At 63.5% G+C, this 10,901-nt stretch carries 12 protein-coding genes and 1 pseudogene; 9 read left to right on the forward strand and 4 right to left on the reverse strand.

What is annotated here, in order from left to right:
- Positions 1 to 10 precede the first annotated feature (10 nt).
- Positions 11 to 1,417 carry a nitronate monooxygenase family protein gene (locus SPHV1_RS21685; protein WP_054948075.1) on the forward strand — a complete coding sequence of 469 codons (1,407 nt, stop codon included), beginning with the start codon at positions 11 to 13 and terminating at the stop codon, positions 1,415 to 1,417.
- A gap of 65 nt (positions 1,418 to 1,482) precedes the next feature.
- On the opposite strand, the gene SPHV1_RS21690 is transcribed toward SPHV1_RS21685, so the two are convergent.
- The 3 genes from SPHV1_RS21690 to SPHV1_RS21700 form a co-directional block, all read right to left on the reverse strand.
- Positions 1,483 to 1,974 carry a DUF805 domain-containing protein gene (locus SPHV1_RS21690; protein ID WP_054948076.1) on the reverse strand — a complete coding sequence of 164 codons (492 nt, stop codon included), beginning with the start codon at positions 1,972 to 1,974 and terminating at the stop codon, positions 1,483 to 1,485.
- Between the two features lie 18 nt (positions 1,975 to 1,992).
- Positions 1,993 to 3,297, reverse strand: a complete 1,305-nt coding sequence (locus SPHV1_RS21695; RefSeq protein ID WP_054948077.1) for an ammonium transporter — start codon at positions 3,295 to 3,297, stop codon at positions 1,993 to 1,995.
- A gap of 157 nt (positions 3,298 to 3,454) precedes the next feature.
- On the reverse strand, positions 3,455 to 4,474 hold the full coding sequence (locus tag SPHV1_RS21700) for a D-glycerate dehydrogenase (RefSeq protein ID WP_054948078.1): 1,020 nt from the start codon (positions 4,472 to 4,474) through the stop codon (positions 3,455 to 3,457).
- A gap of 81 nt (positions 4,475 to 4,555) precedes the next feature.
- Between SPHV1_RS21700 and SPHV1_RS21705 the strand changes: the two genes are divergently transcribed.
- A complete protein-coding gene (locus SPHV1_RS21705; RefSeq protein ID WP_054948079.1) occupies positions 4,556 to 5,029 on the forward strand; it encodes an SH3 domain-containing protein in 474 nt (157 codons plus the stop codon).
- A 73-nt stretch (positions 5,030 to 5,102) separates the two neighbouring features.
- Here SPHV1_RS21705 and SPHV1_RS21710 read toward each other — a convergent pair whose 3' ends face one another.
- On the reverse strand, positions 5,103 to 6,296 hold the full coding sequence (locus SPHV1_RS21710; RefSeq protein WP_054948129.1) for an acetyl-CoA C-acyltransferase: 1,194 nt from the start codon (positions 6,294 to 6,296) through the stop codon (positions 5,103 to 5,105).
- Positions 6,297 to 6,891: 595 nt separating this feature from the next.
- Between SPHV1_RS21710 and ndhC the strand changes: the two genes are divergently transcribed.
- From ndhC to SPHV1_RS21745, 7 genes and pseudogenes are all read left to right on the forward strand, one after another.
- Positions 6,892 to 7,266, forward strand: a complete 375-nt coding sequence (gene ndhC, locus SPHV1_RS21715; RefSeq protein WP_007015095.1) for an NADH-quinone oxidoreductase subunit A — start codon at positions 6,892 to 6,894, stop codon at positions 7,264 to 7,266.
- Positions 7,263 to 7,820 carry an NADH-quinone oxidoreductase subunit B family protein gene (locus SPHV1_RS21720; protein ID WP_054948080.1) on the forward strand — a complete coding sequence of 186 codons (558 nt, stop codon included), beginning with the start codon at positions 7,263 to 7,265 and terminating at the stop codon, positions 7,818 to 7,820. Before ndhC ends, SPHV1_RS21720 begins: the two co-directional genes overlap by 4 nt.
- 8 nt (positions 7,821 to 7,828) lie before the next feature.
- Positions 7,829 to 8,440: pseudogene (locus tag SPHV1_RS21725) on the forward strand (NADH-quinone oxidoreductase subunit C); the annotation flags it as partial.
- A 14-nt stretch (positions 8,441 to 8,454) separates the two neighbouring features.
- On the forward strand, positions 8,455 to 9,666 hold the full coding sequence (locus SPHV1_RS21730; RefSeq protein WP_054948082.1) for an NADH-quinone oxidoreductase subunit D: 1,212 nt from the start codon (positions 8,455 to 8,457) through the stop codon (positions 9,664 to 9,666).
- Positions 9,663 to 10,013 (forward strand): nuclear transport factor 2 family protein, encoded by a 351-nt coding sequence (locus SPHV1_RS21735; RefSeq protein ID WP_054948083.1) that lies wholly within the window; start codon positions 9,663 to 9,665, stop codon positions 10,011 to 10,013. The genes SPHV1_RS21730 and SPHV1_RS21735 overlap by 4 nt, the downstream gene beginning before the upstream one ends.
- Positions 10,010 to 10,210: a hypothetical protein gene (locus SPHV1_RS21740; protein ID WP_054948084.1), complete on the forward strand. Its 201-nt coding sequence runs from the start codon at positions 10,010 to 10,012 to the stop codon at positions 10,208 to 10,210. Before SPHV1_RS21735 ends, SPHV1_RS21740 begins: the two co-directional genes overlap by 4 nt.
- Positions 10,203 to 10,871 carry an NAD(P)H-dependent oxidoreductase subunit E gene (locus SPHV1_RS21745; RefSeq protein ID WP_054948085.1) on the forward strand — a complete coding sequence of 223 codons (669 nt, stop codon included), beginning with the start codon at positions 10,203 to 10,205 and terminating at the stop codon, positions 10,869 to 10,871. The genes SPHV1_RS21740 and SPHV1_RS21745 overlap by 8 nt, the downstream gene beginning before the upstream one ends.
- Positions 10,872 to 10,901: the final 30 nt, after the last annotated feature.

Here is a 10,901-nt window from a genome sequence, read left to right on the forward strand (position 1 = left end):
CAGAGAGTTTATGAGTTTCAAGGGTCTCAAGCCGATTGTTTATGGCGGACGTGAAGTCTGGCCGCTCATCGAGGGCGGCAAGGGCGTTTCAGCCACGAACCACACCAGCTCCGGCGCATGGGCCGCAGCTGGGGGAATCGGCACCGTCAGTGCGGTGAATGCCGATTCCTACGATGCGGAAGGCAAGATCGTTCCGCAGATCTACCATGCCCTTACGCGCAAGGAACGCCACGAAGAACTGATCCGCTACGCCATCGACGGCGCGGTTGAGCAGGTGCGGCGGGCCTATGACATCGCCAGCGGCAAGGGCGCGATCAACATCAACGTCCTGTGGGAAATGGGCGGCGCCCAGCAGGTTCTCGAAGGCGTGCTGGAAAAGACCCGCGGCATGGTTACCGGCGTGACCTGCGGCGCGGGCATGCCCTACCGCCTGTCCGAGATCGCAGCGCGTTTCAACGTCAGCTACCTGCCGATCGTCAGTTCCGCCCGCGCCTTCCGCGCGCTGTGGAAGCGTGCCTATCACAAGGTATCCGAACTGATGGCGGCGGTGGTCTATGAAGACCCCTGGCTCGCCGGCGGTCACAACGGCCTGTCGAATGCGGAAGACCCGCTCAAGCCGGAAGATCCCTATCCGCGCGTCAAGGCGCTGCGCGATACGATGCGCAAGGAAGGCATTTCCGATTCCGTTCCGATCGTGATGGCCGGCGGCGTTTGGTACTTGCGCGACTGGAATGAGTGGATCGACAATCCCGAACTCGGCACCATCGCCTTCCAGTTCGGCACCCGTCCGCTGCTCACGCATGAAAGCCCGATCCCGCAGGCATGGAAGGACGCCCTGCGCGAACTGGAACCGGGCGATGTGCTGCTCCACCGCTTCTCGCCGACGGGTTTCTATTCCTCGGCCGTCCGCAATCCTTTCCTGCGCAATCTTGAAGCGCGTTCGGAACGCCAGATTCCCTACTCCAAGGTCGAAGCCGGCGAGCATACCGTGCGCCTCGACGTCGGTGTGAAAGGCAAGAACTTCTGGGTAGCCCCCAAGGACCTGGAGCGGGCCCGTGCATGGTCGGCCCAGGGCTTCACCGATGGCCTGCGCACCCCGGACGACACGATCATCTTCGTCAATCCGCAGGAACGCGACGAGATCCGTCAGGATCAGGCGGACTGCATGGGCTGCCTGTCGCACTGCGGGTTCTCTTCGTGGAAGGACCACGACGACTACACTACCGGTCGCCTCGCGGATCCGCGCAGCTTCTGCATCCAGAAGACCTTGCAGGATATCGCCCACGGCGGCCCGGTCGAAGAGAACCTGATGTTTGCGGGCCATGCCGCCTACAAGTTCAAGCAGGATCCGTTCTACTCGAACGGATTTACGCCGACGGTCAAGCAACTGGTGGACCGGATTCTGACCGGCGACTGATCGACAAAGACACTAGCCGAATTCAGACGACCGGCTGGGAGCAATCCTCGCCGGTCGTTTTTGTTTTAGAAACGGTGGGTCTCCTGCGCTCCGTTCTGGCAGTTGGCTGAGCGGGTTCCGGGCATGAACAGGGCTGCGACGGCAACGATCAGGAAACCGGGTACGAGCACCCAGTTGATCGGGTCGGTCCAGCTCTCGATCCCGTCGCGAACATTGGGATAGCCGGCAATGCCAAGGGCTCTCAGCACGAAGGTGCGGGCCATCGCGATGAGGATGAACAGCATCCACCAGCCGCTGCGCCCGAATTCTTGCAGACGCCGGACGAGCAGGGCGAAGATCGGCAGGAACAGTAGGGTATCGAAGGCGAGGCGCGCCCAGCTTTCGGCATCGCCGTCCAGCACTATCCTTGCAGCAAGGTTGAGGGCGAGGTCGAGGCCCATCGCCCAGATCAGGAATGCCGCCAGTTCCCGGCGGGAGGAGCGGCCGGAGAAATCGAGGCTGCGTGTGCAGGCCTCCATGGCGAGGCGGCGCAAGGGCCTGTTATCTCCGGCTGCCATCCTGACCTTTCTCTGAACTCAGTCGAATTCCCAGGCCCGCTCGCCGTGGCTGGTGATGTCGAGGCCTTCGCGCTCGGCATCTTCGCTGACGCGCATCGGGAACACAACCGAAGCCATGACCGCAAGAATGACGCTGGCGATCACCGACCAGAGGATCGTCACGCCTACACCGATGAACTGCGCGAAGGTCTGGCTGGCCATGGTCATGCCTTCGGCGTAGCCGACACCGCCAAGGCTCTGCGACATGAATACGCCGAGGAGCAGCGAGCCGAGCATGCCGCCCACGCCGTGGACGGCGAAGACGTCGAGCGAGTCGTCGATGGCGAGCTTCTGCTTCACCAGTTGGATCGCGTAGTAGCAGACCACCGCACCTGCTGCGCCGAACAGGATGGCGGCGCCAGGCGAGATGAACCCTGCCGCGGGCGTCACGGTGGCGAGGCCGGCGATGGCACCGGTTGCGAAGCCGACGCTAGTTGGCTTGCCTACGGTGAAGCGCTCGACCAGCAGCCAGACGAGGGCAGCCGTCGCTGCTGCGGCATGGGTGGCGATGATCGCGGCGGCCGCGTCATCATTGGCGGCAATGGCCGAACCACCGTTGAAGCCGAACCATCCGACCCAGAGCAGCGCCGCACCGGCCATCGTCAGCGACGGGCTGTGCGGCAGCATCAGGGTGTTGGGAAAGCCGCTGCGGCGGCCCAGCATGATCGCGATTACAAGCGCCGATACGCCCGCGGTCGTGTGAATGACGATGCCACCCGCCCAGTCGAGTGTGCCAAGGCCCGTCGCGAGCCAGCCGCCGCCCCAGATCCAGTGCGCTACCGGGGCATAGACCACCAGGCTCCACAGGGCACAGAAGGCGATGACCCAGGCGAAGCGGGCACGGTCCACCCAGGCACCGGCCATGAGCGCAGGGGTGATCGCTGCAAATGTCATCTGGAACAGGGCGTAGGCGCTTTCGGGAACATCGGTTCCGGCGCGTACATTGCCCAGATTGCTGAGCATCCAGGCATTGCCGCCGCCAAGCCAGCCGTTGCTGACGTTGCCGAAGGCGAGAGTGTAGCCGACCAAGATCCACAGGACCGAGGCGATGGCGGCGATCGCACCGCACTGGACCAGCACCGACAGGAAGTTCTTGGCGCGCACGAGGCCGCCGTAGAACAGCGACAGGCCGGGTGCGGCCATCATCAGGACGAGCGCTGAGGAGACCAGCAGCCAAGCCGTGTCACCACTGTTGCTCACATCGATTCGGCCGTCTTGTGCCAGGGCAACGCCCGGCAGGACTGCGAGCATGCCGGCAAGCGGCAGCAAGCACTGCTTTTTCATTTGTGAATTCCCCTTCAGGCCACGCTTCGCGAGGTCGCTGTGCTCCTCCTGCCGCGCGCCTTAGAGCACTCATTCGTCATGAGACAAGCATTTGCAGCACGTTCTGCCATATCCATGGCATGAACGGCGCAATGATCGTGGCGGGAAAGCGCGAGTTTCAGGAAAGCTCGGGAAGCACCTGATCGGGCGGACGGTGACCGTCGACCCAGAACTGGATATTGGCGATGATCCGTTCACCGGCCGCGCCGCGTCCTTCCTCCGTCGCGCTGCCGAGGTGGGGAAGGGCCACGACGCCGGGGGCCGAGAGCAGTTGCGGATTGACGTTCGGCTCGTTGGCGAAGACGTCGAGGCCCGCTCCGCCGATGCGGCCCTCGGTCAGCGCCTCGATCAGTGCTTGCTCATCGATGATCTGGCCGCGCGCGGTGTTCACCACACAGGCGCCTGGTTTCATCAGCGACAACCGACGGCGATCCAGCAATGCCGCGGTTCCCGGCGCGGCCGGGCAGTGCAGGGTGAGAATGTCCGATTCTGCCACCAGCTTGTCGAGATCGGCTTCGTAGCGCGCCGAGAGCATGTTCTCGAGCGCGGAGGGAAGGCGATGGCGGTTGTGGTAGTAGATCTCCATGCCGAAGGCGCGGGCGCGGTGGGCGACAGCCTGGCCGATGCGGCCCATGCCAACGATGCCGAGGCGCTTTCCGCCAAGGCTGTGGCCGAGCATGGCCGAAGGTCCCCAACCTTGCCAACGGCCTTCACGCAAGACGCGGGCACCCTCACTGAACTTGCGCGAGACGAGAATGATCAGCGCAAGCGTTAGGTCGGCAGTATCGTCGGTGAAGACACCGGGGGTGTTCGTCACGATGATCTTGTTCGCGCGCGCCGCGGCAAGATCGATGTGCTCGGTTCCTGCACCGAAGTTGGCAATAAGGCCAAGGCGGTCTCCGGCCTGTTCGATGAGTTCGGCGTCGATCCTGTCGGTGACGGCCGGGACCAGGACGTCGCACTCGCGCATGGCAGAGGCCAGCTGATCGCGCGACAGCGGCGTGTCTTCGCGGTTAAGCGTCACGTCGAAGAGTTGCGCCATGCGCTCCTCGACACCGGGAAGCAGCCGCCGCGTGACAATCACGCGGGGAGGGCCGTCGAAAACGCGGGCGGAAGCGGAGTCGGTTACCAAAGTCATGTCGGTATCCAGCTATGCCTTCCACAGGGTCCGGGTCAAGAAACCTTGAAGGGAATTGTCTGGCAGGCGTAAGTAGGCGGCATGATCCGCTGGAAGTTCCTGATCCCTCTGGCTGCCCTGTGCAGCATGGCCGTGCCTGCCTATGCGGGCGATGACGACAAGGTGCCCTACTGGGCCTCCATCGATACCGACCTTGCCAACATGCGGGTAGGTCCCGGAGAATCCTACAGGATCGCGTGGGTCTACAAGCGCCCGCATTTGCCGGTAAAGATCGTGCGCCGCGAAGGGCCCTGGCGGCTGATCGAGGATCCCGATGGAGACAAGGGCTGGATGCGCGATCTGCTCCTTTCGCGACAGCGGTCCGCCATCGTGGTGGGCGAGGGCCTGATCGAGATGCATGCAGAGGGCAAGCCCGGTTCGCCGATCCTGTGGCGCGTTGAGCCGGGCGTCGTCGGCCTGCTCGGCAATTGCGAGTCGGGCTGGTGTGCTTTCGATGTCGAAGGGCACAGGGGCTTCGTGCCGGGCGAGCGTCTATGGGGAACCGGCGAGCCCTGACCGTTCAATGAAAAAGGGCCCCACCGCTACCGGCAGGGCCCTTCCTTCAAATCAAGTACCCGGCAGGCGGCGATCAGGCCAGTTCGACGGCAACCGCTGTCGCTTCGCCGCCGCCGATGCAGAGGCTGGCGACGCCGCGCTTGAGGCCCTTGTCCTTGAGCGCGTTGATCAGCGTCACGATGATGCGGGTTCCAGAGGCGCCGATCGGATGGCCGAGCGCGGTCGCCCCGCCATGAATGTTGATCTTGTCGTGCGGGATGCCGAGGTCATGCATCGCGAACATCGCGACACAGGCAAAGGCTTCGTTTACTTCGAACAGGTCGACGTCGGAAAGCTGCCAGCCCACCTTGTCGAGAAGCTTGGTGATCGCGCCGACCGGAGCGGTTGTGAACTTTGCAGGCTCCTGCGCGTGGGCGGCTACGCCAACGACGGTGGCTACCGGCTTTAGGCCCTTGGCAGCAGCGACGCTGGCGCGGCTCATGACGACGGCAGCGGCGCCATCGGAAATCGAGCTGGAGCTGGCGGCGGTGATCGTGCCGTCCTTGGCGAAGGCCGCGCGCAGGGTGCGGATCTTGTCCGGGTTGCCCTTGGGCGGCTGCTCGTCGGTGTCGACGACGACTTCGCCCTTGCGGGTCTTGACGGTGACGGGAACGACTTCGTCCTTGAACGCGCCATTGGTGATCGCTTCCTGCGCGCGGCGCAGCGACTCGATGGAGAAGTCGTCCTGGTTCTCGCGGGTCAGTTGATACTCGTCGGCGGTCACTTGCGCGAAGGAGCCCATCGATCCGCCTTCATAGGCATCCTCAAGGCCGTCGAGGAACATGTGGTCGTAGAGCGTGTCATGGCCGGCACGCGCGCCCGAGCGATGCTTCTTGGACAGGTAGGGGGCATTGGTCATCGACTCCATGCCGCCGGCAATGATCAGGTCGAGCGATCCGGAGGCAAGGGCCTCTGCGCCCATGATTACCGTCTGCATGCCCGAACCGCATACCTTGTTGACGGTCGTGGCCTCGACCGACTTGGGCAGGCCGGCCTTGAGCGCGGCCTGGCGGGCAGGGGCCTGCCCGAGCCCGGCGGGAAGGACGCAGCCCATGTAGATGCGCTCGATCTCCTCGCCGGCAACGCCCGAACGCTCCACGGCGGCCTTGACAGCGGTGGCGCCAAGATCGGTGGCCGTGACGTCAGCGAACACGCCCTGCAGGCCGCCCATGGGCGTGCGTGCATAGGAGAGGATGACGATGGGGTCGTTAGCCGAGATCTGAGCCATGGCTTTGCCTTTCTGCATGGAAGAACAGTTGACAGTGATTTAATGCTGCATTGCACCAAAAGCAATCGGACTGTCCAAAAGAACAACCGCTCGCCGCATGGGCATTGTGCCTGACGCGTATGGCGGGAAACGATGATAATCCCGTGACGGAAAATTGTCCTCGCCGGACTCCATGGAGTCGCCCCGTGCCTGGCCGAGTCGCTGGCGCTGGGGGGTGCCGCCGCGATTGCCGGGTGCCAAAGGTTCTGGCGTCCATGCTTCGTTTCCCGGTGATTTCCGGACTGTAACACATCAGGAGAGCGCGGTTCGGATGGGCCGCAGTCTGATCGGGCGCGCCAAGGGGGTCCGACAATCCCGCGCAATTCAGGGCCTTTGCCGGTGATCCGGGGGCGGATAGCGTCGTCTGTCTCTGCCTGACGGCGCGCGCGATGGGGCCATGGCGAGGCATTAAACTTGCTGCATCGCGATGAAGAAGGCCGGAATTATCGAATTGCCTCCCTTGCGATGGCCGGAGGGCTGGCCTAAGAGCGCGCGCAACGACCGGACGCCGCTCAGGCAAGCTCCGGCAGCCCTCACCGGTACGAGGCCATGACCATTGACTGATCTGTCGCAATATTTGCCGATTCTGATTTTCCTGGTGATCGCGTTGGCGCTCTCCGGGATTATCGTGTTCCTGCCCATGGCGGTTGCCCGTCTGACCGGGACGCACAATCCGAACTCGGACAAGCTCAGCGAGTATGAATGCGGTTTCCCCGCGTTCGAAGACCCGCGCAGCCAGTTCGACGTGCGCTTCTACCTGGTGGCGATTCTCTTCATCATCTTCGACCTTGAAGCAGCGTTCCTGTTTCCCTGGGCCGTGTCGCTCGACGTCACGGGCTGGGCCGGTTGGCTGACGATGATGGTGTTCCTCGGCGAACTGGCCATCGGCCTCGCCTATGCATGGAAGAAGGGAGCTCTGGACTGGGAATGAGCACTCTCGTGGACAGCACCGGACAGCCCCTCGGTCAGGGTGGCGCAGTTACGCCGCCCGACCAGGCGTTTTTCAAAGACCTCAACCAGGAAGTATCCGACAAGGGCTTCCTCGTCACCTCGACGGAAGAACTGTTCCAGTGGGCCCGTACCGGCTCGCTGTGGTGGATGACTTTCGGCCTCGCCTGCTGCGCGGTCGAGATGATCCACGTGAACATGCCCCGTTACGACATGGAGCGCTTCGGCGCCGCGCCGCGCGCTTCCCCGCGTCAGTCGGACGTGATGATCGTGGCCGGCACCCTGTGCAACAAGATGGCCCCGGCGCTGCGCAAGGTCTATGACCAGATGTCGGACCCCAAGTACGTCATCTCGATGGGCTCGTGCGCCAATGGCGGTGGCTACTACCACTACAGCTATAGCGTCGTGCGCGGCTGCGACCGCATCGTGCCCGTGGACATCTATGTCCCCGGCTGCCCGCCGACCGCAGAGGCGCTGCTGTATGGCGTCATGCAGCTGCAGCGCAAGATCCGCCGCGCCGGTACGCTCGAGAGGTAATGGCACCCATGCCCGTACTGCATTCCGCCCCCAAGTTTGCGTCCAACGAAGGCGTCATCGACGCGCTCTCGGCCGCGCTCGGATCGATGTTGGTCTCTGCCAGGGAAGAGCACGGCGAAGTCGTCCTCACCGTGGCCCGCGACCAGATCGAGAACGCGCTGCGCCTGCTGCGTGACAATCATGAGTATCAGCAGCTCATGGAAATGGCCGGCGTCGACTACCCGTCGCGCGCCGAGCGTTTCGAAGTCGTCTACATGCTGCTTTCGGTAACGAAGAACCATCGCCTGATGGTGAAGGTCAACGCCGCCGAGAACACGCCCGTTCCGACCGTGACGACGATCTGGCCCAATGCGGGCTGGCTCGAGCGCGAGGTGTTCGACATGTACGGCGTGATCTTCGCCGGCAATCCGGACCTGCGCCGCATCCTCACCGACTACGGCTTCGAGGGGCATCCGTTCCGCAAGGACTTCCCGCTTACCGGCTATCAGGAACTGCGCTACTCGGAAGAGGACAAGCGCGTTGTCTACGAACCTGTCAAGCTGGCCCAGGATTTCCGCTCGTTCGACTTCATGAGCCCCTGGGAAGGCGCGGAATACGTGCTGCCTGGCGATGAAAAGGCGGAAGGGGACAAGGCATGAGCATGCAGCTCGAGCAGTCGCCGACGACCGGCGACGAGATCATCACCAACTACACGATCAACTTCGGTCCGCAGCACCCGGCGGCCCACGGCGTTCTGCGCATGGTCATGGAGCTCGACGGCGAAGTCATCGAGCGCATTGACCCGCACGTCGGCCTGCTGCACCGCGGCACCGAGAAGCTGATCGAGAACAAGACCTACCTTCAGGCGCTGCCTTACTTCGACCGGCTCGACTACTGCTCGCCGCTCGGCATGGAGCACAGCTACGTCCTGGCGATCGAGAAGCTGCTGAACCTCGAGGTTCCGCTGCGCGCCCAGTACCTTCGCGTTCTGTTCGCCGAGCTGACCCGCATCTGTAACCACATGCTCAACATGGGCAGCCACGTCATGGACGTCGGCGCCATGACCCCGAACCTGTGGCTGTTCGAAATCCGCGAGGACTGCCTCAACTTCTTCGAACGCGCATCGGGCGCGCGCATGCACTCGGCCTGGTTCCGCCCCGGCGGCGTCCACCAGGACGTGCCGCTCAAGCTGCTGACCGACATCGCCGACTGGCTCGACACGCGTCTGCCGACGCTGTTCGAGGACGCGATGAGCCTCGTCGTCGACAACCGCATCTTCAAGCAGCGCAATGTCGACATCGCGCTGGTGAGCCGTGAGGACGCGCTGGCCTGGGGCTTCTCGGGGCCGATGATCCGCGCGGCGGGCATCCCCTGGGATATCCGCAAGAGCCAGCCCTACGACGTTTACGACCGCATGGACTTCGAGATCCCGGTCGGCACCAACTCGGACTGCTATGACCGTTTCATGGTTCGCGTCGAGGAAGTGCGCCAGTCCGCGCGCATCATGAAGCAGTGCCTAGCCGAAATGCCCGAAGGCCCGATCATGACCGCCGACCGCAAGGTCGGTCCGCCCAAGCGCGGCGAGATGAAGAGCTCGATGGAATCGCTGATCCATCACTTCAAGCTCTACACCGAGGGCTTCCACGTTCCGGCCGGCGAAGTCTACGTCGCCACCGAGAGCCCGAAGGGCGAATTCGGCGTCTATCTCGTCTCGGACGGCTCCAACAAGCCGTACCGGTGCAAGATCCGCCCGACTGCCTTTTCGCACCTGCAGGCGATGGACTTCATGTCCAAGGGCCACATGCTGCCTGACGCGACCGCCATCCTTGGCGCCATCGACGTCGTGTTCGGGGAGTGCGACCGTTGAGCAAGCTCGCAATCGCCGAGGCCATGATCGCCGCCTACAACGCGCAGGACGCCGATCTCTATGTGACCTACATGACCGACGAAGCCAGCGAAGCGAACTATCGCGGTGCCGTGGTTCGTGAGGGCAAGGAAGGTACGCGTTCGGGCCTCAAGGCGGCTTTCGCCAAGTGGCCCCAGAACAAGGCCGAGATCGTCTCGCGTGAAGAGACAGACAATTACGTCGTCCTTCGCGAGCATGTCACCCGCGGCCCGGCAACCGACGGTTCGGAACTGGTCGAGCCGTTCGACGTGCTGGCCGTCTACAGCTTCGAAGGCGACAAGTGCTCGCGGGTGGAGTTTATCCGGTGAAATTCAACACGCTTGAACTGACCCGCGTCTGGGCGGCAGTGACGGGCCTCGTGCTCGCCGTCTGCTACTTCGGCGCGCTCTATCTCGGTACCGCCCCGTCGCCTTTGCTGGCGATGCTGGTAACCGCCATCGGCGGATTTGAAATGTTTCTTTTCGGCCAGGACCAGTGGCTGAAGCGCAGGGGTAAGCATGGCTGACCGCTACATCGAACCCGATACGCCCGAACTACGGGCCCGTTGGGGCAACTTCGCGTGGACCGCGGAGAATGCCGAGAAGGCTAAGGACATCATCGCGCGCTATCCGGCGGGCCGTCAGCGTTCGGCCGTGATGCCGCTGCTCGACCTCGCCCAGCGCCAGGTCGGTGCCGAAGAGAACACGCAGGGGTGGTTGCCGATTCCGGTGATGGAATATGTCGCGGCCCAGCTCGACATGCCGATCATCCGCGTGGTCGAAGTCGCTACTTTCTACACGATGTACAACATCGCGCCGATCGGTCGGTTCCACGTGCAGGTCTGCGGCACCACGCCGTGCATGCTGCGCGGTTCGGACGACATCATCGCGGCCTGCAAGAAGCGCGGCATGAAGAAGGGCCACACCACGCCCGACGGCATGTGGTCGTTCACCGAGGTCGAGTGCATGGGCAACTGCGCCTCCGCGCCGATGGTCCAGATCAACGACGACAACTACGAGGATCTCACTCCCGAGCGCCTCGATGCCGTGCTCGATGCGCTGGCCAAGGGTGAGACGCCCAAGGCCGGTACGCAGGAGCCGGGCCGTCACACCGTCGAGCCTTCGGGTGGTCCGACTACCCTCAAGCAGATGGTCACCGAAAATCACGATTACCGGGGGGAGTGGTAAGTCATGGCTCTCGCCGAAACCTTTAGCTTG

The sequence above is a fragment of the Novosphingobium sp. KN65.2 genome (assembly GCF_001368935.1).
Taxonomy (GTDB): Bacteria; Pseudomonadota; Alphaproteobacteria; order Sphingomonadales; family Sphingomonadaceae; genus Novosphingobium; species Novosphingobium mathurense.

Bases quoted from the DNA above. Each gene is read 5' to 3' on its own strand.
- SPHV1_RS21685 (WP_054948075.1), top strand. From the start codon at position 11: ATGAGTTTCAAGGGTCTCAAGCCGATTGTTTATGGCGGACGTGAAGTC.
- SPHV1_RS21690 (WP_054948076.1), bottom strand. From the start codon at position 1,974: ATGGCAGCCGGAGATAACAGGCCCTTGCGCCGCCTCGCCATGGAGGCC.
- SPHV1_RS21695 (WP_054948077.1), bottom strand. From the start codon at position 3,297: ATGAAAAAGCAGTGCTTGCTGCCGCTTGCCGGCATGCTCGCAGTCCTG.
- SPHV1_RS21700 (WP_054948078.1), bottom strand. From the start codon at position 4,474: ATGACTTTGGTAACCGACTCCGCTTCCGCCCGCGTTTTCGACGGCCCT.
- SPHV1_RS21705 (WP_054948079.1), top strand. From the start codon at position 4,556: ATGATCCGCTGGAAGTTCCTGATCCCTCTGGCTGCCCTGTGCAGCATG.
- SPHV1_RS21710 (WP_054948129.1), bottom strand. From the start codon at position 6,296: ATGGCTCAGATCTCGGCTAACGACCCCATCGTCATCCTCTCCTATGCA.
- SPHV1_RS21720 (WP_054948080.1), top strand. From the start codon at position 7,263: ATGAGCACTCTCGTGGACAGCACCGGACAGCCCCTCGGTCAGGGTGGC.
- SPHV1_RS21730 (WP_054948082.1), top strand. From the start codon at position 8,455: ATGAGCATGCAGCTCGAGCAGTCGCCGACGACCGGCGACGAGATCATC.
- SPHV1_RS21745 (WP_054948085.1), top strand. From the start codon at position 10,203: ATGGCTGACCGCTACATCGAACCCGATACGCCCGAACTACGGGCCCGT.